The organism is Luteolibacter sp. LG18 (assembly GCF_036322585.1).
Taxonomy (GTDB): Bacteria; Verrucomicrobiota; Verrucomicrobiia; order Verrucomicrobiales; family Akkermansiaceae; genus Luteolibacter.
The window spans coordinates 4,627,470-4,648,791 of the sequence record NZ_AP024600.1 but is presented as its reverse complement, the minus strand read 5'-3'; the positions used below and the strand labels follow the sequence as shown (position 1 = coordinate 4,648,791).

Here is a 21,322-nt window from a genome sequence, read left to right as displayed (position 1 = left end):
AAGGCCTCCGACTTTTCCCGCAACCATGTCCCTCGACATCAAAGTTCCCGCCGCTGGCGAATCCATCACCTCCGCCAACGTGGCGCGCTGGCACAAGAAAAACGGCGAGTCCGTCCGCAAGGGCGAAGTGCTCGTCACTCTCGAGACCGACAAGGTTTCCAATGAACTCGAAGCCGATGGCGACGGGATCCTCCAGATCCTCGTCGGCGAGGGCGAGGAAGTGTCCATCGGCACCATCATCGGCCACATCGAGGAGACGGCCGGTGCCGCTCCGGCCGCCGATGGCGCGGCTCCTGCTCCGGCTCCTGCCGCCGCGGTGGCGGCCCCGGTTTCCGCTCCCGCGGCCGGTGGCACCGTCGAGATCAAGGTTCCCGCGGCCGGTGAATCCATCACCTCCGCCAATGTCGCCGCTTGGCGCAAGAAGGACGGTGATCAGGTCACCAAGGGCGAGGTGCTCGTGACGCTCGAGACCGACAAGGTTTCCAACGAGCTGGAGGCGGAAGCCTCCGGCAAGCTGAAGATCCTCGTGCCCGAGGGCGAGGAAGTCGCCATCGGTGCCGTGATCGCCACCATCGAGGTGGGTGCCGCCGGTGCCGCTCCGGCTCCTGCCGCCGCTCCCGCGCCCGCTCCGGTTTCCATCCCGGCTCCTGCCGCCGCCGCTCCGGCCCCGGCTCCCGGTGCCGCCACCGGCGTGACCGCCCCGCGCCTGAAGCCGGACCTGTCCGTCGTCAGCACGCCGGTCGAGAAGGCCTCCGCGCCGACCGCCTCCGAGGATGGCCGCACCACCCGCAAGAAGATGAGCATGCTGCGCCGCAAGATCGCGACGCACCTCGTCAACGCGCAGCAGACCGCCGCCATCCTCACCACCTTCAACGAGGTGGACATGTCCGCCGTCATGGACCTCCGCAAGCAGGTGCAGGACGAGTTCATGAAGAAGCACGGCGTGAAGCTCGGTTTCATGTCCTTCTTCGTGAAGGCCGTGGCCCAGGCGCTCAAGGATGTGCCGCAGATCAATGCGCGCATCGAGGGCACGGACATCATCGAGAACCACTTCTACGACATCGGCGTGGCCATCGGCACCGAGAAGGGCCTGATCGTCCCGGTCCTCCGCGACACGGACAAGAAGAGCTTCGCCCAGATCGAGCAGGACATCCTCGACTACGCCAAGAAGGGCAAGGAAGGGAAGATCGCCATCGAGGACCTCCAGGGCGGTGTCTTCACGATCTCGAACGGCGGCACCTACGGTTCGCTGCTCTCGACCCCGATCCTCAACCCGCCGCAGAGCGGCATCCTCGGCATGCACACCATCCAGCAGCGCCCCGTGGCGGTGAATGGCCAGGTCGTCATCCGCCCGATGATGTATCTCGCCCTCAGCTACGACCACCGCATCGTGGACGGCAAGGAGGCGGTGACCTTCCTGATCCGCATCAAGGAGTGCCTGGAGACCCCGACGCGCCTGCTGCTCGAAATGTGATCCCAGTGATCGCGTGACGAACTTTACCAAAGGCCCGGTCCGTTCGCGGATCGGGCTTTTTAGTAGCCTAAGTGTAGCCCTGAAGGGGCGTCATGGAATAGCCCAGGGCATCGCCCTGGGACTGGGCACGAATCGAGAAGAGCCCCGAAGGGGCGGAATGAAAGGAGAAGCGGCGTCATCACCGGCATCCCGCCCCTTCAGGGCTCGGTTCCCATCGTCGTCGGGCCCCAGGGCGATGCCCTGGGCTATCGCATGCCGGCTGCGGCTACTTCGTTGCCGCGCCTGCCGGGAAGATGATGTTCATCAGCAGCGTCAGGAAGAAGTTCACGATCAGGATCGCCAGCGCGGAATACACCATCGCCCGGGTGGTGCCGCGGCCGACGCCCACCGCGCCTTGGTTCGCCTTCAGTCCCTGGTCGCAGGAGATGATCACGATCAGCATGCCGAACACGAAACCCTTGGTCAGAGCGATGATGATGTCGGTGATGTCGGTGTAGCGACCCATCTGGGTGAGCCAGTAGGCCGGGTTCACGCCGAACGGGCCAATGCCCACGATGACCGAGGCGATGATCCCGAAGCCCGCGGATTCCGCGATCAGCAGCGGCATCGCCAGCACCATCGCCAGCAGGCGGGGAGTGACCAGATAATCGATCGGATGGACGTTCATCGATCGTAGCGCGTCGATCTGCTCGGTGACCTTCATGGTGCCGATCTCGGCGGCCATCGCCGCGCCGACGCGTCCGGCCAGCATCAGCGCGGTCACGGAGGGGCCCAGCTCGCGCAGCATGGCCACGCTCACCAGCGCGCCGCCGCCGGTTTCCATGCCCAGAGGCTTGAACTGGAACATCGCCTGGGCCGCCAGCACCGCGCCGGTGAAGGCGCCGGTCACGATCACCACCGGCTGCGAGCGGTAGCCGGTTTCCGCGATTTGCGCGAGCACCAGCCGGGGGCGGATCTTGCCGCGGGTCAGGGAGACAAAGGTCTCGCTCACGAGCATCGCGATTTCCCCGAGGTAGACGAGGAAGTCGAGAATCAGGCGACCGATGACGCGGAACAGGGACACGGCCCGGAAGATGGAGCGCGAAACGCCGCCCGCCAAGAGCAACCATGCATTCCATGCAGGAAACCGCATCCCGGCCTGCCGTTTGCTCTCCCTCCCTAACGGCTTGCCACTTTCCGAGGTTGGCCGAAACTCCCCGACAACCATGACCACCGCGCCCCGACGTTCCGCCGGCATCCTGCTGCCAGCCTTTTCCCCGCGTCGCCCGGGCGATCTCGGCATCGGCGACACCCGCGCGCTCCGCGAGTGGATCGATTGGGCGGCGGACCACGGGGTCGGCTTCCTCCAGCTCCTGCCGATCCAGGAAACCGGGGCCGATGACAGCCCCTACAACGCCATCTCGTCCGTGGCGCTGGAACCCGCCTATCTCAGCTTCGATCCGCAGGACGTGCCGTGGGTGACGCCGGAGGAGGTGGCCGCGGTCCGCGCGGAAATGGGTGGGGCGGCCGAGGCTCCGCTGGTCGACTACCGCGCCGTCCGCAAGGCCAAGCGGGCGTTGTTGGAAAAAGCATGGGCCCGCTTTCAGGAGCAAGAGGACTGGGAGGAATTCGGCGATTTCTCCGCAGCCGAGGCCGGGTGGCTGCTGCCTTACGCGAATTTCCGATGGCTGATGGAGCAGAACCACGGCACCGAAACGTGGGATCTGTGGCCGGAAGCCTTCAATGATCCGAAGCGGGCGCTCGCCACCTTGGGCACGGCCTTTGAGTTGGATCGCGAGGCCGTCACCGAGCGCCTGTCGTTTTTCAAGTGGATCCAGTGGCTGTGTTTCCGCCAATGGCGGGCCGTCCGAGCCCACGCCGATGCCCGTGGCGTGAAATTGATGGGGGATATCCCGATCGGCGTGAGCTGGTATTCCGCCGATGTGTTTTTTGGCCAGGCCGACTTCGACCTCGGCTGGTGCGGCGGTGCTCCGCCGGAGCGTGTGTTCAAGCACGACCGCTTCATCCGGAAGTGGGGCCAGAACTGGGGCATCCCGCTTTACCGTTGGGACAAGATGACGGACGAGGATTTCCCGTGGTGGCGGCAGCGCGTCGCGAAGCTCACTTCGATTTTCCACATCTTCCGCATCGATCACGTTCTCGGCTTCTACCGGATCTACTCGTTCCCATGGCGGCCGCAGCGGAACGCCGAGTTCCTCGATCTCACCGAGGAAGAGGCGGAGTTGAAAACCGGCGGCCTGCTGCCCGGTTGGGCGCCGCGCCCCGATGACACGCCGGAAAACCAAGCTGCGAACCGCGCCGATGGCGACCTCCGCCTGCGCATGGTGATCGAGGCCGCCGGGGCAGGGGAGGTCGTCGGCGAGGACCTCGGCTGCGTGCCCGAATACGTCCGGCCGCATCTCTCGTCCATCGGCATCGCCGGGTTCCGCATCCCGCATTGGGACTTCGATGAAGACGGCCACGTCATCCCGAAGGAGGAGCTGCCCGAGTGCAGCTTCGCCACGTACGCCACGCACGATCACGACACGCTCGCGGGCATGTGGGAATCGCTGCGCCATGACGTGGCCTCGCCCAGCAGCGATCCGGATTACGTCGCGACCGCCACTGGCTATCTCAGCCGCATGGCGGAGTTCGCGGATCTCCCGTGCATTGGCGGAGTGTGGCCGCCCTATTCGGATGCCATTCAATGGCGTCTCATCAAGAGCCTCTTCAGCTCCACCTCCCGCTATGCCGCAATCATGATCACGGACCTCACGGCGATGACCGAGCGCTTCAATCGCCCGGGAACGGTGGGTGGTGACAACTGGCGGTTGCGTCTGCCGTGGCATCCCAGCGGTGCCCTGGCATCGCCGGTTCTGGAGGCGGCATCCGCGAAGCTCCGGCAACTCATCCAGCTCAGCGGTCGGTGAGGGAGATAGGTCGTATGGGACGTATGGGACCTAGATGTTCTAAAAGATCCCGCCCGCGCCGCGCGTAATCCGCGGTAGCATGCTCAAGATCTTCACCTTCATTCTCGCGGTGTTTACGCTGCCGTTGAACGCCGCGCCAAAGGCCAAGGACGTCTTCAATCTCGACCAGAAGATCGTCTTCCAGGACGACTTCCAATCCGGCTCCATCACCCGCTGGGGCATTTCGGAGGACGATCGCTACAATCTGGCGACGAATACCCCGGCCCGGCTCGATGTCGTGGATGCGCCCGGGTTGGCGGGCAAGAAGGCCGTCCGCTTTTTCGTTCCGCGCGCCCCGAACTCCTTCCGCGCCGAGCTCTCGCTGCCGCATGAGCAGGGCTTTCAGGAGCGTTGGTATGCGGGCCGCATTCTCGTCCCGAAGGACTGGGTCATCGAACGCCATGCGAAGGGCAATGACATCGTCCTGCAGTGGCACGCCATCCCGGGGAAGGGCAAGGCGACCTATCCGAATCTGGAAATATCCGTCGGCGAGGACTCCTGGTTCGTTCGCCGCAGCTACGGCACCGCGCTGGAAAAGCCGACCCGCACCAATGACAAGCTCGCCGATCCGATCCAGCCCGGCACCTGGGTTTCGTGGGTGATCCACGCCAAGTGGTCGCCGCGCGAGGACGGGCTCATCCAGATCTGGAAGGACGGCAAGGTCGTCTATGACAAGACCGGGCCGAACGTCTATGGAGACATCGGCGTGGAATACACCCCGTACCTCAAGACCGGCATCTACCACCCTGAGTGGCACCTCGACACCGACCGCAAGCGCTCACAGTTCGAGTCCGACAAGCCCGACGCTACTTCGAAGACGATCTACGGCACGGACTACCGGATCGCGGACGGCAAGGCTACCTACGAGGATGTGGCTCCGAAGTGAGGAGTCTTCCGAATCCGAAATCTCAAATTTGAAATCCCGGGCGCGGCTCAAGCCCGCAACTCCGCCGCGCCCACCTTGAAACCGTGGAGCTTCGTCCCGGCCATGTTGAACCACGTAGCCTCCAGGGTCCTTTCATCCGCCGCGAGGGTCATGAAAACGTTCGGTTCCGGCTTGCTCCACACCCGCGCGGCATGGGGCACGTCGAGGGACGGGATCACCGAGTCATGCATCGGCGAGACGACGCACTCGTGCAGCGGATAGCCGAGCCGTTCCTTTCCGTAATCATGATGGCGGCTCACGTGGATGTCGCCGGAGACCAGCACCACGCCGGGGATTTTTTGATCCTTGATGAAGGAGTAGATCGCCTCGCGCTCGGAGGAGTAGGTTTCCCAGTGGTCCTTCTCCTTGCCGCCCTTCGGATACCAGGTCATGCCGGTGCACAGGATCTTGAAAGGCGCGGTGGAGGCCTTCAGCGTCCGCTGCAGCCAGTCCCACTGCTTCCGGCCGATGCACGTCCGCTGTGCCGGATCCGCCCATGAGACATCGGTCTGCGAGAACCACCGGTCATCGATCAACCACACCTCCATCGGCCCGCGGCGGAAGCTCGTGTAAATGCCTTTGTCGTCCTCGCCATAGGAGGCGAGCGCGTTGTATTCGAGAAACGCCTGCCGGATGTTTTCCTTGAGCGGCATCAGGCCGTCGGAATCGTTCTTGCCGAAGTCGTGGTCGTCCCACGTGTTCCAGAAGGGGATGCGCTTCGCCAGCAGTCCCAGCGAAGGCAGGGTGCCCCACATCACGCGCCGTGCCGTGCGGTTCTTCGCGAGGTCGTTCGAATCGATGTACGGCGTGTCCCCGAGAAGGCAGAAGGCATCCGGTCGTTGTTCGCCGACCTGCTTCCAGAGCCCGTCGAAGGAGGTACTGGAGAGGCACGAGCCCATCGCCAGCACGGCCTTTTGTCCCATCGCTGGCGGTTTCGCCGTGCGGGTGCGGAAATCGGAGTCCGCGAACAGCGGCTGCCCCTCGGCATTGAGAAATTGGCCGGTATAGACCGTGTCCGGTTTCAGGTTTTCCAAACGGAAATGCGTGCACAGGTCGCGCGCCGGGTCGGCGGTGGCTTCCTGCCGGGCGATGGTCTTGCCGCTGCCATCCTTCACCACCAGCGTCACCTTGCCGGGTTGTTTCGGACGCACGAAACAGCAGATGCGGTGTTCATCGATGTGCCCCAACACCGGCCCGATCTCCTCGGGCACGGGCGCACCCTTTGGGTTGATCGCGGCTTCCGCGGACGGGAGCAACGCGGGCATCGACAGCATGCCGAGCGAGGTCTTCAAGAAACGACGGCGGTTCGGGGAGGCGGGATCGTTCATCAATCGCGGAAGGTTCCCCACCACGGTGGAGAAGGTTTCCTAAAAGGCAAATAAATTTCAAATTTGGTGCTGCGGCTTCCCCACGAGGGAATCGCTTGATTGTCAGCCCGGGCTGTAGGCATTCTCCCGGGTGCGGCCCCACAGGGTCCGTCGTTCCCATTGCATGAAGATCCAGAGTGCCTGCCGGCGTGTTTTGCTCGCCGTCGCCTTCTCCTCGATTCCGCTGGTCACCCGCGCGGCCCCGGCCGACCTCGGGGAGATCGGCAAGCATGAGGCCATCGCGATCCAGAACTCGCACTTCTCGCGGCTTCCTTACGGGGCCGGGACCAGCCAACGAATGCTGGCCCAGTATCTAGATCAGCTCGATCCGACCCACTTCTACTTCCTCCAGAGCGATGTCGAGGGCTTCCGGGCAGGCTGTGGAAACGACCTCCTTTCCTTGCTGATCACCTGCAAGGGGCCGAAGACGGCCCTCGCCATCCACCGGATCTATCAGCAACGCGTCGCCGCCAGCGGGGAACGGGCGAAACAGCTCCTCGCGGAGAACCGTTTCGATTTCACCACCGCTGAATCCATCCAGACCGACCGCCGCACGGCCCCATGGCCGCGCGATGCCAGGGAGGCCGATGAGTTGCTGCGGCTGAAGCTCAAGGACGCTTTGCTTGATGAAATGCTGCGCGCGGAACGGAAGGCCAAGGCCGCGCCCGCGGTGCCATCCGCCGACCGGGCCACGCCCGTGGAGATCGTCGCGCTCCGTTACCGCCGCCTCGTCGAGAAGGTCGCGAAGACCGATGACACCGAGGCCGCCTACGCCTTCTTCAACGCCATGGCGCGGGCCCAGGATCCGCATTCCGACTACATGAGTGCCAGCAAGGCCGATGGTTTCGGCAACACCCTGCGCAATGAAATGGTCGGTATTGGCGTCACCCTGGAGTCCGTCGACGACGGTTCCACCCGGGTCGCTGGCATCCTCATCGGCGGTCCCGCCGATCAATCGGGCGTGCTCCAGCCCGGCGACCGCATCGTGGGCCTGGAGGATGGGGACAATGGCATGACCGATGTCTTGCACATGACCTCCTCGGAGGTCGCCTCGCTGCTCGCGGGCGGGGAGGGGACGCGCGTGCGTTTGCGGGTCTATCCCGCCGGAACCTCGGATCTCCGGGACATGGTCATCGCCCGCGGCCGGGTGAAGCTGAAGTCCGAGGAAGCCAGCGCGGGTGTCGTGGGCATCAGCTTGCCGAACCAACCCGGCCACCGCCTCGGCTGGATCGAGCTGCCCGGTTTCTACGTCGATATCCCGAGCGGACGCACCGCCTGCGCCAACGACGTCCAGAGGCTGCTCCAGCGCCTCGTGGCCAGCAAGATCGACGGCCTGGTCCTCGACCTCCGCGGCAATGGCGGTGGCTCGGTCGACGAAGCCCGCCGCATCGCCGGGTTCTTCACCGGCACCGGTCCGGTGCTTCAGGAAAAGGACACTTACGGGAAAGTTAGTACCTTGTCCTCCGGGCAGAAAGCCATCTACCCGGGGCCGTTGGTCGTCCTCGTCGATCGCCAGAGCGCCTCCGCCGCCGAGATCCTCGCCGGAGCGCTCCAGGACTACCGTCGCGCGGTGGTCGTCGGCGATCGCGGCACGTATGGAAAGGGCACGGTGCAGGAGACCATCGAGCTCGCGCCGCTGATGCCCTTCTTCGTCAAGCGTGACCAGGTGGGCGTGATGAAGCTCACCACGAAACGTTTCTACCTGCCCTCCGGCGCGTCCAGCCAGCTTGATGGCATCGCCTCGGACATCGCGTTGCCCGGGCGCTTCGATGCGGCGGAGGTGGGCGAGCGGTTCCTGCCGCATGCCTTCCAGCGCGACCGCGTCCGGCCCGCGCCGGGTTTCACCCCGCTGTCCGCGGATGGTTTGTTCCTGCCGCGCCTTCGGGAGCTGAGCAAGCAGCGCACCGACCCCAGCAAGGACTTCGCCGAACTCCGCGAGGACATCGCCCTCGCCGCCGCGCGCCGTGGCCAGCCGACCCGCTCGCTGCAGATCGATTCCCGCCGCCAGGAGCTTGCCGAGGCCGCGCTCCGGAAGGAGGAACGCGATGCCGCGCGCGCCCTTCGTTTCAAAGCCCAGCAGGAGGTTGATGCACGCACGCTGACCTTCCAGCGGCTGACCCTTGATGATCTCGCCCGCGGCACCGGCCTGCGCTCCTACGATCCTGCGAAGGCCTCCGAGGAGTTTGTCCGCGTCGCGGCCCCATCGTCCACGCCGACCTGGCCCGGTGCCCTCGAGCCCGCGAAGCGCGAGGCCCTGCTGGTGCTGAACGATCTCGTGACGTGCAGCGAAGGTTCCGATCTCGCCGAAAACCGGAAGACTCCCGTCGAGATCCATTGATCCAAGTGTCCAAGGAACCCGTGATTCATCTCGCCGGGATACCATCTTTGTTCTAACTTGGCAGGGAATCCCTCGTTCCCATGAAAGCCATCCCGCGATATCCCGTTCTTGCCGCGGCCATCCTCGCGATGGTCCTGCCATCCGCCAGAGCCGCGGAGGAGGAACCGGAGAACTGGCAGGTGGGCGTCACCCTCGGCAAGGATGGGTGGCTGACTTACCGAAACGCCCGCTTCGGCAGCACCTTGCCCATTCCTCCCGGGATGAAAGCCCTCCGGCCGCCGGACAATGGTGGCGGCCAGGCCTTCGCCTCCCTGGATGGCAAGGTGAAGATCGTTGTTGGAGGACACTTCAATGTCGATGGCATGGGCAGCGTCGAGGAAAGTTGGAAGGCCGCACTCGCCGAGAAGGACCGCACCATCACCTACAAGAAAAAGACCGCGGAATGGTATGTCGTCTCCGGCACCACCAAGGACGGTTCCGGTTTCTACGAGAAGTACGTGGCCGATGCCAAATACTGCGCGGGCTGGTCGATCACCTATCCCCAGGCCGACGAGAAGAAATACGTGCCGTGGATCGAGCGCATGGCGAAGGATTTCCAGCCAAACCTCGGCAAGGGCGACGACACCGTCGAGTGATTAGGTAGCACAAGCATTCCTGCTTGTGGGTGTGAGCCTCCACCCTCATCCCCACGGCGTCAGTTGTTCCACGGACGTCCGATAACAACGTATTCACACAGCGGAAATGGGGATGTTGCCTGTTGGGGGTATCCACCCGTTTCCCTCCTCGTTCATTCCCTCCGCACCGCCACGCCTGCCTTTTGCGCTAGTTCCTCGATTCTCTCCAGTCCGTTGTTTGCCCCATCGGTCACATGCAGCAGCGCGTGGAACGGAATCGCCGGGCGGTTGTGGCGGCCGTTGTCCGTGATGGCTTGCGACCACCACTTCCCGGCGTCATCGAGCGTCTTCAACAAGGCCACCGACTGCTCATCCTCCTCCTCGCCTAACAGATCTTCCGTCCGCTCGATGACCACCACGTAACCATCCGCGGGCAGCCACTCGTCGAGGTAGGAAAGGCAGTCGCCCAGTGCGAGCCAGTTCTCACCGAACCCCTCGAAGAACTGGAACGCCGCCGCGAACTCATCCATCAGGGCTTGGCGTGTTTTCATCTTCCACCCCCGGAGCAGACGCACGCAGCCGGTCTGTCCCGGCATGGAATAAAACACGGGAGGGATGAAATCACGCCGCTCCGCTTCCCCTGTGCCGATCGTGATCCAGGGGCCCTCTGTCTGGAAAAGGAAGGTGTGGGACGTTCGCATGATGGTTCGGTCGGACGGATTCAACCGAACTGCATGAACCGTTTCCAGCTCCATCCGGCCGCGTCTACAGGGCACCCAGGTGAACATGCCATCGAGGGGCATTCCGATCCAAGCGTGGTGTATCTTTCTCCCCGACAACCCGCTTGCGATTCCTCCGTAGTGTCTCCCTGATAGACACCACCTCATGACCTCTCCCACCCCTCCGTCGCCCTCGATTCCCGTCACCCGGATGCAGCAGCTCATGACGCCCTCGCCGGTGCCGTCCATCTCCACCGAACTGCTGACCACCGCCGATGGCGAGCTCAACCGCGAGTTGAACTCCTTCCTCTACGATCCGCCTTCCGATCCCCGGCTGCTGGCGGGCAAGCGCATCGCCATCTGCTGCACCAACGGCGTCGAGGAAGTCGAGATCCTCGGGGCCCAGGTCTGGCTGAAGGAACACGGCGCGGAGGTTCACGTCGTTTCACCCCGCATCGGTGAATTCCATCCCACGCTCGGCCTGCGTTTCCCGCCGCTCGCCGCCACCCACGTGTTGGCCATCCGCCTGATGGAGAACGCCGGCTGGATCGCGATCGACCGCTACATGGACGAGGCCAGGGTGGGGGATTACGACGCCGTCATTCTCCCCGGCGGCTGTTGGAACCCGGATGCCCTGCGCACCGACGAGCACGCCCGCGCCTTCGTCCGCGGGATGCACGCCGCGGGCAAGCCGACCTGCGCCATCTGCCACGGCCAATGGGTCATGGTCAGCGCCGGCATCCTCAAGGGCAGGAAAGCCACCGCCGTCTGGAACATCCACACCGACCTTGAGAACGCCGGTGCCATCGTCTCCGACGAACCCTGCGTGATCGACGGCAACCTCATCACCGCCCGTTTCCCCTACGACCTCCCGCGCATGGTCCACGCGATGGTGGAGCAGCTTGTGCCATCCGCCTGAAATACCGTTCAAGAAGGACTCGCTCGCTTTGGAAAAGAGGCCATGAGAGGGGGGGCATTTTGCCATTTTGATCATCGAGACCGCTGTTGGCACCTAGGTGGCTTCGTGCCCGGGTCATGGAAGTTTCCGGTCCTCATTCGGCGGTCGAGGTCGCCGCGCGACGGCTCAGGCCTTCATTGTAGGCGGCGCTGGCTTGGTCCTTGAGCGGGCCGCCCGGCATACGGTCGAGCCAGGCTCCGGCCGTGTTCGGGTCTTCCTTGGCCCACGCCTGGAGGCGTGTGACGAGAGGATGCTGCGTGGCGGTGGTGGGATCGGCCGCGGGCGGCGGCTCGAATTTCACCAGCCAATCGGCCCATTTGACAGGGTCGGGAATGCTCTTGAAATGATTACAGGAGGCGTAAAACGCCATCTTTTCTTCCGCGGTGAGGCATTCATCGATCACGCCGGATGCTACGGTGAACGATTGGTGTTCGAAAAGGGGCACGAGCATATCAACCACTCCCGCGCGGATTTGCGCGATCGCGGAGACTTTCCCCGGGTCCGCGGACAGACAATCCATCGTTTGGAAGCAGGCTCTTACCTGCTGGGGATTCCCCATTGTCGCACCGATCTCCTTGCCGGTCTCGTTGTTTACCAGACGTTCGTCGGCGAGAATGTTGGCGAATGCCTGTCGTGAATCGTTCTGCATCTGCCGGAGATAGGCATCCCGGAACATGCCGTCCCGGGCTTCAGGGTGAAGCTGGGATTCATGAGCGCGCACCCATTCGAGCGCCGCCGTGGGCTCCTTGGCGCTCCAGAGGTAGAAAAGGTAGCCCATACCCTGGCGGTTGCTGTTCTGGGGAAGCTGATCGGGCAGTTTCAGGGCCACCTCGACGGCACCGCGGGGCTGGATCTCCTGATAGTAGCGGAGCACCATATATTCCATGCCGGTGAAGCGTGGATCTTTTCCAAGCTTCACCAACGCCTGATACAGCGTATCGGGATCGAGTTGTTTCAGCAGGGTCCTGAAGCGATCCTCCTTTCCGGCAATGATATTCTTGGAAGGGCCTGTCAGTCCCGTCAGCACGAACTTCCTGAAATCCCCCTCAGGATCCGCACTGGCGGTTGCGACGGATGTTGCTCCAATGCTGCGGGAACGCGCCCTGTCGGAGATTCCACCCGGAGTGGAAGCATCCTGTTCCAATCGCGCGATTTCCCCATGCAGATGATGAAGGCTGAACCACTGAACCAAGCCGATCATGATGGAGACGGCGGCGATCCCGGAGACGGGAAGATATTTTTTCATGTGTCCTCTTCGGTTTGTGAGAAAGGTTGGGATTCAATTGCCCTTCGAGAGAGCATCGGCTTTCTGAATCAGCCGGTCCGCATCATCCGGCATGGCTTTCCTCAACCAAGTCCTCATGGCGGCGGCCTGTTCGGAGTCTTGTGAGGAAAGGCGGGCAACCTCGGTGGCCACGATCTCCTTTTCGGCGGGCTGGAGCCGATCGCGCTCGAACCAGTACTGGATGTCACTGAAGCGTCCCTTGCCAGCGAGGACATTCGCCAATCCCCTCAAGGCTCCTTCCTGATGGGACTGGGTGTCCATGTCCCTCGTGAACCGGAGATAGGCGTCGGCCTCGCCAGGATTACTGTCTTTTTCCCAGATCCACCAGGACGCGAGGGACCCGAGCATGAGGTGTACTTTCGTGCCAGCCTGATCTCCGGCAAGGTCCTGCACGGCATCCGGATGTTCCTGCACCAGCCAGCGGAAGAGTGATGTCTGGAAACTGTACATCTCCGCAGGCATCCATTCCCCCGTCTTCCCGGCTTGAAGGGTATCCCGATACCATGAGAAGGCGGCGGTTGGATCCTGCTTGGCCCATGTGGCGAAAGTCACCTCGCCGCCAGCGTGGTTGAAAAGGCGGTCGAAAGTGGGAGCGCCCTTGAAGGCCTCCATAAGCGCGGCAAAAACGGCACCTGGATCAGTGTCCCTGAGGGCTCGCCCAATGCTGCCGAGGAACAGGGCCTTTTCCATTCCCGGGAGATCGGCGTGTGCGGCCTGCTGCATGATGCGGACGAGTTCGTCGTGTGACAGGGTTGAGAGCTTCGCGACGAATGCTTCGTGGTCGGCGGAATCCGAGCCACGCACGCCTTTCCATTCCGCCAGCAGCGTTTCGAAGTCGCGCTTGTTGGAGAGCTTGGTGCCGACGGGGCCGGATGACGGAGCAACTCTTTGCCGGGCGATGGTGGGAACCGGAGTGCCACGGGGCGATTGGAGGGCAGAGAGCCTTTGTTCGCTGCGCGAGATGGAAATCCGCTGGGCAATCAGCGGAATGGCACAGAGCATGATGGCGAGGGAGCCGAGGGTCTTGGTCTTGGTGGAGAGCACGATGAGAATAGGTGGGCTGTGGTGAAAACCGGAGCGGTGAAGGTTGAAAGGAAAGCAGGAGGTCCGGCCTTGGCGGATTCCGCGGTGGGCCGGCGGGAAGGACGACGTCCCGGGCGCGGAGGCAGCCGATCCTTATGGCGCGGTGCCCGCGGTGCGGTGATTCAGGCCTTCATTGTAGGCGGCGCTGGCCTGATCCTTGAGCGGGCCGTCCGGCATGCCGTCGAGCCAGGCTCCGGCTCCGTTTGGATCTTCGTAGGCCCACGACTCCATGCGGGTGACAAGCGGATGCGGCGGAGCGGTGGCGGAATCCATTTGCGAGGGTTCGAAGGTCGTCAGCCAGCTCGCCCATTTCGCAGAGTCGACGATCGTGCCTTGTTCGTTGCAGCGATTGACGAAGGCGATTTTTTCATCCGCGGTAAGGCATTCGTTGACGAGATCGGTGACGGTTGAAAAAGGCTGGTCAAAGAACAGTATGGACATGCCGTCGGCGACCCCCCGGCGGATGGAGGCGATACGATCGGCATCCAGAGAGGGATCCGTGGCGAGTTCGTCCGCGGCCTTGAAGAAAGCCTTGATTGGATCCGGACTGTTCATTCCCCGACCAATGTCTTGGCCTATCGCTCCGTCGTCCACGTGGTCATCGCCAAGGATGCCGGCGATGGTGGCTTGCGGATCTGCATACGCAAGACTGCGGCAGGCGTTGCCGAACATGCGGTTGTGGAGTTCCTCCGGGATCCCGGAATTCTCGGATTGCAGCCACTGGAGCGAGGCCACGGGATCCTTGCTTGCCCACACGTCATGGAGCTCGCTGATGGCGTTGAGGAAGTTCTGGTAGATAAATCTGTTTTGGTCGAACCGGGATGGCATGCCCAGCGCGATCTCGATGGCGGCGCGGGGCTGGATTTCAACGTAGTGCCCCAGAATCGCATACTCCGCGTCATCCTTGAAACGCGGGTCCTGCCCGAGCTCCTTGATCACCTCCGCAAGGGTTTCGGGACTGATCTGTTGCAGGAGGGAGATCATGCGTTCCCTCTGCCGCGGGCTTCCGTTGTGTTGGTCACCATAGGTCGCCAGCATGAGTCTCTTGAACTCCGGCACGATCTCGGTGCCGGTCGGAGGTTGGGATGAGGCCGAAGCCGAGGCGGAGGCAACCGCTTCCGCGGTGATGCGCGGCTCCACGCGCACCCGTTCCTCGCGGAGCTGATGAAGATGGGATCGTTGGATGAGCCAGACGACCGTGGCAATGGCGATCGTGGCGGGAATGAAAACTCTGGGTTTCATGGAGAACAAGAGGATCGACTTATTTCCCGGACTCACGTGCCTGCTGGAGGAGGTGGTCGGCGTCCTGAGGCATGGCTTTCTTCAGCAAGGCTTCCATGGCGGGCGCTTTGTCCGGATAGTGAATGCTGTTGAGCGCGACCAGGGTGCCGATGGTCTGCTTCTCTTCCGGTGTGAGGTTTGGAAGGGATAACCAAGCCTGGAGGGCATCGTGGTTGCCCTCGTCCGCGAAATTGGTGATCATCTTGTTGAACATGCTCTGCTGATCGCCGGAATCGACCGGCTGCTCCCGCAGGTATTGAAGATAGATGGCGGCTGCGGCGGCGCTTCCGGAACCCGCACGCTCTTCGTTTGCCTTTTCGCCTTCGCCTATGTAGGAAAGGAAGGCACCGTGCATGAGATGGTCCTTCGACTCGGCGGAGGCCTCCGCGGCGAGCATGGCCCGCGCGGCATCGGGATTGGTTCGGACCAGCGTCTCAAATAGCGGGATTTGGATGGAGTCGACCAGCTCTTTGGGGCCCCATCCACCTTGGTCCCTTTCTTGTTTCAGGCGTTCATACCAAGCTTGGGCGGCGGCGGGGTTCTGCTTGAGCCATTCTTTGTAAGCCTCATTGCCGAGTGCGTTATCGAACAGGTGGTCGAAGGAGGGCTCCCCTTTGAACGCGTCCATGACGATAGGGCAGACGAGCCCGGGATCGGTTTCTATCAGGGAATGGCTGATCCCAGCCAGGAACCCGGATTTCTGCGAGAGGGTCAGCTCCGCCCCGGCGGCTTCCCGCATCACCCGGGCGCGGTCGGTGGGTGACATGGCTTCGAGTTTCGCGCGGAGAGCAGCTCGGTCGGTGGGGCTCAGTTTGTCATTGAAGGTCTCGTCCATCAGGGTCTTCCAATCGCATTGGTCGGAGATGGCCGAAGAGGTGGATGGGGAAGCCGCGGGGCGGGAGGATCGCTGGCGGGAGGAGCCTGTGGCGAGAGTGGCAAGCGGATCTCCGAAGGTGACCTGCATGCTCGGCAGAGCGGTGGAATGCCGGGTGGCACGGGAGATGGCGAGCTGCTGAGAGACCAATGGGATCGCACAGAGAATCACGACGGCGGTCACGAGGATTTTGGTCTTGGTGGAGAGCATGACGAGGATGGGGTTGGCTGGAAGTATGGTGGAGGCCTGAGAGGCGAAGGTGGAGATGAAGGCCGTGGGTACGGCCTTCGCGGATTCCGCGGCGAGGCCGGCGGTGAGGCCGGCGACGGAGAGGACAACACCGCGGGCGCGGAGGAGGCCGGACAGCTTGTCGAGCGCGCGGACGGATTGTTTTTGGACGGCGTCGACTGACCGCCCGGTGGAGGCAGCGATCTCGCGGAAGGTCATCCGACGGAAATAGTGGAGAATCAGCACGCTGCGGTCGCTTTCGCCGAGCCGGTCGAGAGCGAGATCGAGATGCGGCAGTGCGTCGTCCCAAAGGGAGGTTCCGGAAGTGGTGGCGGGCATGTCGTCGGGGTGCTGGAGGTGCCTTCGGCGTTGCTGGGAGGATTCCGTTCGGATAGCCTTGGAGGCCTCCAGGCTGGTGGCCCGGTGGAGCCAGGGGCCGAGGCCGCGGTCGTCGGTGGTGAGGGCCAGTTCGGCTGCCTTGCGTGCGAGTGCGCAGAGCACTTTTTGCGAAACCTCTTCAGCGAGAGCATGGCTGCCGGTTCGGCGTAGCGCCGTGTGGAAGATGAGGCTGCTGTAGCGCCGCGCCAGTTCGGTGAACGCTGCTTCCTCTTGCTCCCGTGCGAACAACTTCAGGAGGGCGGTGTCCGTGGTCTTCATCCGGTTTAACAAAATACACCCGGTGGTCGGTAGATACGGACAAATTATTTTGCGGAGAAATGCGAGGACGGCGGAACACGGATGGGAAAAGCTGCCATTGATCGCTCCATTAGCCTGACATGGCCCGCTTCTTCGTTGATTCCTCCTTGACACCCGCCATCGGTTTCCCCGTTACTCCTCTCAAGCACGCGTAATAATTGCACGCAATAAAATAACTTTCACGACAAGTTCATCCCATGTCCATCGAATCCCGCCATGAGGCCCGTCGGCTCCGCCGCAAGATCACCGGCTACGCCGCCTGCCTGCTTCCGTTCAATGCCGATGGCACCATCGCCCGTGAGGCTTTCGAACAGGCCGTGGCCCGCACCACCGATGCCGGTCTCGGCTGCGCGGTGAACATGGACACCGGCTACGCCAACTACCTCACCGCCGCGGAGCGCACCCAGGTGCTGGGGTGGACAAAAGGCGTCATCCAAGGCCGCCGCGATTTCGTCGCCGGGGTGTTCGTGGAGGGCCTGGAAGGGGATCTCGTTGAACTCTACCGCCGCCAGATGGACGAGATCGTGTCCTTCGGCGGCACCCCGATCCTATTCCAGACCACCCGTTTCCACAACTGGTCCCCGGCCGAGATCGTCGATCTCTACGCGAAGGTCTGCAAGGGCTACGACGCCGTCTTCGGCTTCGAACTCGGCAAGATGTTCGCTCCGAACGGCATGATTTATGACGAGGAGACGGTCCGCGGCCTGATCCAGATCCGGGAGCTGAAAGGCATGAAGCACTCCTCGCTGGACCGCGGCATGGAGCTGCGCCGCCTGGAGATCCGCGACGAAATCCGGCCGGAGTTCATGATTTTCACCGGCAACGACCTCGGGATCGACATGGTCGAATATGGCTCGGACTACCTGCTGGGCCTGGCCGCCTTCTGCCCGGAGAAGTTCGCCGAGCGGGACGCCTACTGGGAAGCGGGTGACGACCGCTATTTCGAGCTCAATGACGCGCTGCAATATCTTGGCAATGTGGGCTTCCGGGCGCCCGTCCCGGCCTACAAGCACAGTTGCGCGGTATTCCAGCATCTGATAGGCCGAATCCCGTCTTCCGAGCCGCACCCGCAGTGCCCGCGCCGTCCCGAGTGGGAGGCAGGGATCATCATGGACTGTGCCGCGCGTCTCGGATACTCGTTCTAAACCATGGCCACCATTTACGACATCGCTGCCGAAGCCGGCGTTTCCGCCTCCACCGTCTCCCGCGCCCTGAAGGGGTCACGTCTCGTCAGTGACGACGTCCGGGAGCGGGTGGAGAAGGTCGCGCGCGATCTCGGCTTCGAGCGTCGTACCGTCCGCCGCCACCGTGGCCGGGCGATCCTCAGCGTGCGCCTGGTCCTTCCGCACCACGACAATCCGGAGCGCGCGCTGTTCTACGATTTCGAGCAGCTCATCATCGGCCTGCGCGAGGGCCTCGCCCCGTCGAGCTGCAATCTGATCTGCGACACCGGTGGCGAGAACTACGATCCCTTCCCGCACAAGAAGGGCGGCGACACCGATGCCTTCATCTTCGCCTTCCACGAGCCGGACGCCGCCACCCTGGCCACCCTGAAGAAGCGCTCGATCCCGGTCGTGGTGCTGAACCGCAACCTTTCCGGCGTGCCGTGTGTCACCTCGGACTATGCCAGCGGCATGGGTGACCTCGTCGAGCACGTGATCACCGGTGCGAAGGACAAGGAAGTGAAGCCTGTCTTCATCGGCATCGAGAGCGCCAACGTCGTCTTCCGCGAACGCCTCGAAGGCTGGACCAAGGCGCTCACTGCCCGAGGTCTCTCCCCCGACCACGAGAAGCAGGTCGTCTACTACGAGAACTTCAAGTCGATCGACACCGCCTCGGTGAAGAAGCTGGCGTCGTCCTTCAACGCGCTCTTCTGCGTGAACGATCTCGTCGCCACCGCCGTGCTTGCGGAGCTGGCCCGCGCCGGCATCGCCGTGCCGGAGCAGTGCCAGGTCACCGGCTTCGATGACTCGCCGGTCCGTGGCCTCGCCCGCCCGCTTCTCACCACCGTGAAGATGCCGGTGCACGAATTCGCGTTTCAGGCGGGACGCGAGCTCGCGAACCGCATCATTGAATCCACGCCCATGCCGCAGTGCATCCGCATCACCGGATTGCTGCTGCCGGGGCAGTCGACTTTCCCCACACCCTGATGACTCCAGACCAGCTCGCGATCCATACCTTCACCAACAAGCCGTGGTCCATCGATGAATGCATCGAGAACTACGCACGGCATGGATTCGGCGGGCTGTCCGTGTGGCGGGAAACGGTCGCGGGCGAGGATCTCGGCCGCGTCCGCAGGAAGATCGCGGACAGCGGGCTGCAAGGCGTGTCCTATGTCCGCGGTGGCTTCTTCACCGGTCTCGATGCCGCGGCGCGTCAGCGCGGCATTGATGACAACCTCGCGGTGATCCGCGAGTGCGAGGCCCTCGGCCTGCCGATGATCGTGCTCGTCTGCGGCGGCACGGTGGGGCAGGGGCCGAAGGAGAATTTCGAACAGATCATCGATGGCCTCGCCGCCATCCTCCCGGCCGCCGAGGCCGCCGGGATCAAGCTCGCCATCGAGCCGCTCCATCCGATGTATGCCGGCGACCGCTGTGCCGTGGCTTCCATGCGGGATGCGAACTGGCTGTGCGACCAGCTCGAGCATCCGCTCGTCGGCGTCGCCGCCGATGTCTTCCACATCTGGTGGGAGCGCGAGCTGGAGCAGGAGATCCGCTACTGCGCCGCGAAGAACCGCCTCTTCGCCTTCCATGTCTGCGAGTTCAAGCCGGACTTCGACCACATCCTCCTCGATCGCGGCCTGCCCGGCGAGGGAGTCAACGCCTCCGCCCGCATCGCGAAGATGGTGAAGGCCGCCGGTTTCAACGCCCTCACCGAGGTCGAGATTTTCTCCCGCAAATACTGGGCCGAGAACCAGCACGTCTTCCTCGACAAGATCTCCGCCTCCTGCGCGAACCTGTGAAATTCCACGGCTCTTTTCGGACAGAATTGACAGAATTTTCAGAATTCACGGGAAGAGTAGGGGCGCTCCAAACGGTATCATTTTAGTTCTATGAAAATTGCCGCCAATTAATTCTCGAGCTCCCGATTCCAAGATCTCTTCGTCAATTCTGCCAATTTTGTAAATTCTGTCTCCAAAAGGCGGACCCCATCCCAAAACCACTCATGAACACCCGCACCATCGGCATCATCCTGAACGGCGTCACCGGACGCATGGGCACCAACCAGCACCTCGTGCGCTCCATCCTCGCCATCCGTGACCAGGGCGGCGTGGTCTGCGGCGACACCCGCGTGATTCCGGACCCGATCCTCACCGGCCGTAGCGCCGACAAGCTCCAGGCCCTCGCGAAGAAGTACAATGTCGAGCGCTGGTCCACCGACCTCGATGCCGCCCTCGCGGATTCCTACAACGAGATCTTCTTCGATGCCTCCGGCACTCCTTACCGTGTTGGCTTCCTGGAAAAGGCCATCGCCGCCGGCAAGCACATCTACTGCGAGAAGCCGACCGCCGTGTCGCTCGATGAAGCCGTGCGCATCGCCCGCGTGGCCGAGGCCGCCGGAGTGAAGAATGGCGTGGTCCAGGACAAGCTGTGGCTCCCGGGCCTGCGGAAATTCCAGCTTCTCAAGGAGCAGGGCTTCTTCGGCAAGATTCTCTCCGTGCGCGGCGAGTTCGGCTACTGGGTCTTCACCGGCGAGCACGAGGGCCAGCCGATCCAGCGTCCGAGCTGGAACTACCGCGAGGAAGACGGCGGCGGCATGATCATCGACATGCACTGCCACTGGCGCTACGTGATCGACAACCTCTTCGGCAACGTCAACCGCGTGTTCTGCAAGGCCGCCACCCACATCCCGGTGCGCTACGATGAGAACGGCAAGGCCTTCGATTGCACCGCCGATGACTCCGCCTACGCGATCTTCGAGACCGACACCGGCATCACCTGCCAGTTCAATTCCTCCTGGAACGTCCGCGTCCGCCGCGACGACCTCTTCACCATGCAGGTCGATGGCACCGAAGGCTCCGCCATCGTCGGCCTCCGCAAGTGCTGGGTGCAGCACCAGAGCGTCACCCCGCGCCCGGTGTGGAACCCCGACATCGACAGCCCGATCAACTACTACGACCGCTGGACCGAAGTGCCGGACCAGCTCAATTTCGAGAACGCCTTCAAGATCCAGTGGGAGCTGTTCCTGAAGCATGTCGTCGCCGACGAGCCGTTCCGCTGGTCGCTGCTTGATGGCGCGAAGGGCGTCCAGCTCGCGGAGCTGAGTTGGAAGTCCCACCACGAAGGCCGCTGGATCGACGTGCCCGAGCTGGTCTGATCCGGTTCATCGACCAAGCCGCTCATCAAGCCTCCGGAACTCGGTTCCGGGGGCTTTTATTTTTGTGCCGGAGTTGTAGATCTTCCGGAGTTGTGAAGTGCCGAGGATCTGTCTAGACCCGCGGGTATGTTCCGAACGGTTGGCTTTGCCGGTTTAGCGGTGATCTTGTCCTTGTCCGTGCGGGCCATGGACCAGGCGCAGAGGACATGGGGATG

General features: G+C 63.1%; 18 protein-coding genes. 11 read left to right on the top strand and 7 right to left on the bottom strand.

Features of this window, described 5'->3' with window-relative positions; all coding sequences use genetic code 11:
- Window positions 1-25: 25 nt before the first annotated feature.
- Window positions 26-1,474, top strand: coding sequence for a dihydrolipoyllysine-residue succinyltransferase (gene sucB, locus llg_RS18385; RefSeq protein WP_338286322.1), 1,449 nt, complete (start codon window positions 26-28; stop codon window positions 1,472-1,474).
- A gap of 265 nt (window positions 1,475-1,739) precedes the next feature.
- On the opposite strand, the gene llg_RS18380 is transcribed toward sucB, so the two are convergent.
- On the bottom strand, window positions 1,740-2,537 hold the full coding sequence (locus llg_RS18380; protein WP_338286320.1) for an ABC transporter permease: 798 nt from the start codon (window positions 2,535-2,537) through the stop codon (window positions 1,740-1,742).
- Between the two features lie 142 nt (window positions 2,538-2,679).
- Between llg_RS18380 and llg_RS18375 the strand changes: the two genes are divergently transcribed.
- Window positions 2,680-4,383 carry a 4-alpha-glucanotransferase gene (locus tag llg_RS18375; protein ID WP_338286318.1) on the top strand — a complete coding sequence of 568 codons (1,704 nt, stop codon included), beginning with the start codon at window positions 2,680-2,682 and terminating at the stop codon, window positions 4,381-4,383.
- A 79-nt stretch (window positions 4,384-4,462) separates the two neighbouring features.
- Window positions 4,463-5,308, top strand: a complete 846-nt coding sequence (locus llg_RS18370) for a polysaccharide lyase (protein WP_338286317.1) — start codon at window positions 4,463-4,465, stop codon at window positions 5,306-5,308.
- Window positions 5,309-5,355: 47 nt separating this feature from the next.
- Here llg_RS18370 and llg_RS18365 read toward each other — a convergent pair whose 3' ends face one another.
- Window positions 5,356-6,675 carry an alkaline phosphatase D family protein gene (locus tag llg_RS18365; protein ID WP_338286316.1) on the bottom strand — a complete coding sequence of 440 codons (1,320 nt, stop codon included), beginning with the start codon at window positions 6,673-6,675 and terminating at the stop codon, window positions 5,356-5,358.
- A gap of 163 nt (window positions 6,676-6,838) precedes the next feature.
- On the opposite strand from llg_RS18365, the gene llg_RS18360 reads away from it, so the two are divergent.
- Together llg_RS18360 and llg_RS18355 are read left to right on the top strand one after the other, a co-directional pair.
- Window positions 6,839-9,052, top strand: a complete 2,214-nt coding sequence (locus llg_RS18360; protein ID WP_338286315.1) for a carboxy terminal-processing peptidase — start codon at window positions 6,839-6,841, stop codon at window positions 9,050-9,052.
- Between the two features lie 80 nt (window positions 9,053-9,132).
- A complete protein-coding gene (locus llg_RS18355; protein ID WP_338286314.1) occupies window positions 9,133-9,687 on the top strand; it encodes a hypothetical protein in 555 nt (184 codons plus the stop codon).
- Window positions 9,688-9,839: 152 nt separating this feature from the next.
- Here the strand turns inward: llg_RS18355 and llg_RS18350 are convergent, their stop codons facing one another.
- On the bottom strand, window positions 9,840-10,217 hold the full coding sequence (locus llg_RS18350; RefSeq protein ID WP_338286312.1) for a barstar family protein: 378 nt from the start codon (window positions 10,215-10,217) through the stop codon (window positions 9,840-9,842).
- A 334-nt stretch (window positions 10,218-10,551) separates the two neighbouring features.
- Between llg_RS18350 and llg_RS18345 the strand changes: the two genes are divergently transcribed.
- On the top strand, window positions 10,552-11,304 hold the full coding sequence (locus tag llg_RS18345; protein ID WP_338286311.1) for a type 1 glutamine amidotransferase domain-containing protein: 753 nt from the start codon (window positions 10,552-10,554) through the stop codon (window positions 11,302-11,304).
- A gap of 133 nt (window positions 11,305-11,437) precedes the next feature.
- Here the strand turns inward: llg_RS18345 and llg_RS18340 are convergent, their stop codons facing one another.
- From llg_RS18340 to llg_RS18330, 3 genes are all read right to left on the bottom strand, one after another.
- On the bottom strand, window positions 11,438-12,589 hold the full coding sequence (locus llg_RS18340) for a hypothetical protein (RefSeq protein ID WP_338286310.1): 1,152 nt from the start codon (window positions 12,587-12,589) through the stop codon (window positions 11,438-11,440).
- 33 nt (window positions 12,590-12,622) lie between these two features.
- Window positions 12,623-13,672, bottom strand: a complete 1,050-nt coding sequence (locus tag llg_RS18335; protein ID WP_338286308.1) for a hypothetical protein — start codon at window positions 13,670-13,672, stop codon at window positions 12,623-12,625.
- Window positions 13,673-13,804: 132 nt separating this feature from the next.
- Complete coding sequence (locus llg_RS18330) at window positions 13,805-14,695, bottom strand: hypothetical protein (RefSeq protein ID WP_338286306.1); 891 nt, start codon at window positions 14,693-14,695, stop codon at window positions 13,805-13,807.
- Between the two features lie 52 nt (window positions 14,696-14,747).
- On the opposite strand from llg_RS18330, the gene llg_RS18325 reads away from it, so the two are divergent.
- Entirely contained in the window at window positions 14,748-14,876 is a 129-nt protein-coding gene (locus llg_RS18325) for a hypothetical protein (RefSeq protein ID WP_338286305.1), read from the top strand.
- Between the two features lie 96 nt (window positions 14,877-14,972).
- Here llg_RS18325 and llg_RS18320 read toward each other — a convergent pair whose 3' ends face one another.
- A complete protein-coding gene (locus tag llg_RS18320) occupies window positions 14,973-16,904 on the bottom strand; it encodes a sigma-70 family RNA polymerase sigma factor (protein ID WP_338286303.1) in 1,932 nt (643 codons plus the stop codon).
- A gap of 83 nt (window positions 16,905-16,987) precedes the next feature.
- On the opposite strand from llg_RS18320, the gene llg_RS18315 reads away from it, so the two are divergent.
- The 4 genes from llg_RS18315 (at window position 16,988) to llg_RS18300 (ending at window position 21,107) form a co-directional block, all read left to right on the top strand.
- The gene (locus llg_RS18315) at window positions 16,988-17,935 is read left to right on the top strand and encodes a dihydrodipicolinate synthase family protein (protein ID WP_338286301.1); all 948 of its coding nucleotides are present in this window, start codon (window positions 16,988-16,990) and stop codon (window positions 17,933-17,935) included.
- Window positions 17,936-17,938: 3 nt separating this feature from the next.
- Window positions 17,939-18,940 (top strand): LacI family DNA-binding transcriptional regulator, encoded by a 1,002-nt coding sequence (locus tag llg_RS18310; RefSeq protein ID WP_338286300.1) that lies wholly within the window; start codon window positions 17,939-17,941, stop codon window positions 18,938-18,940.
- Window positions 18,940-19,752, top strand: coding sequence for a sugar phosphate isomerase/epimerase family protein (locus llg_RS18305; RefSeq protein WP_338286298.1), 813 nt, complete (start codon window positions 18,940-18,942; stop codon window positions 19,750-19,752). The genes llg_RS18310 and llg_RS18305 overlap by 1 nt, the downstream gene beginning before the upstream one ends.
- Before the next feature lie 203 nt (window positions 19,753-19,955).
- A complete protein-coding gene (locus llg_RS18300) occupies window positions 19,956-21,107 on the top strand; it encodes a Gfo/Idh/MocA family oxidoreductase (protein ID WP_338286296.1) in 1,152 nt (383 codons plus the stop codon).
- Window positions 21,108-21,322: the final 215 nt, after the last annotated feature.

Bases quoted from the DNA above. Each gene is read 5' to 3' on its own strand.
- llg_RS18305 (WP_338286298.1), top strand. From the start codon at position 18,940: ATGACTCCAGACCAGCTCGCGATCCATACCTTCACCAACAAGCCGTGG.
- llg_RS18370 (WP_338286317.1), top strand. From the start codon at position 4,463: ATGCTCAAGATCTTCACCTTCATTCTCGCGGTGTTTACGCTGCCGTTG.
- llg_RS18330 (WP_338286306.1), bottom strand. From the start codon at position 14,695: ATGATCTCCCTCCTGCAACAGATCAGTCCCGAAACCCTTGCGGAGGTG.
- llg_RS18300 (WP_338286296.1), top strand. From the start codon at position 19,956: ATGAACACCCGCACCATCGGCATCATCCTGAACGGCGTCACCGGACGC.
- llg_RS18325 (WP_338286305.1), top strand. From the start codon at position 14,748: ATGAGTCTCTTGAACTCCGGCACGATCTCGGTGCCGGTCGGAGGTTGG.
- llg_RS18365 (WP_338286316.1), bottom strand. From the start codon at position 6,675: ATGAACGATCCCGCCTCCCCGAACCGCCGTCGTTTCTTGAAGACCTCG.
- llg_RS18360 (WP_338286315.1), top strand. From the start codon at position 6,839: ATGAAGATCCAGAGTGCCTGCCGGCGTGTTTTGCTCGCCGTCGCCTTC.
- llg_RS18340 (WP_338286310.1), bottom strand. From the start codon at position 12,589: ATGAAAAAATATCTTCCCGTCTCCGGGATCGCCGCCGTCTCCATCATG.
- llg_RS18375 (WP_338286318.1), top strand. From the start codon at position 2,680: ATGACCACCGCGCCCCGACGTTCCGCCGGCATCCTGCTGCCAGCCTTT.
- llg_RS18350 (WP_338286312.1), bottom strand. From the start codon at position 10,217: ATGAAAACACGCCAAGCCCTGATGGATGAGTTCGCGGCGGCGTTCCAG.
- llg_RS18310 (WP_338286300.1), top strand. From the start codon at position 17,939: ATGGCCACCATTTACGACATCGCTGCCGAAGCCGGCGTTTCCGCCTCC.
- sucB (WP_338286322.1), top strand. From the start codon at position 26: ATGTCCCTCGACATCAAAGTTCCCGCCGCTGGCGAATCCATCACCTCC.
- llg_RS18315 (WP_338286301.1), top strand. From the start codon at position 16,988: ATGTCCATCGAATCCCGCCATGAGGCCCGTCGGCTCCGCCGCAAGATC.
- llg_RS18345 (WP_338286311.1), top strand. From the start codon at position 10,552: ATGACCTCTCCCACCCCTCCGTCGCCCTCGATTCCCGTCACCCGGATG.
- llg_RS18355 (WP_338286314.1), top strand. From the start codon at position 9,133: ATGAAAGCCATCCCGCGATATCCCGTTCTTGCCGCGGCCATCCTCGCG.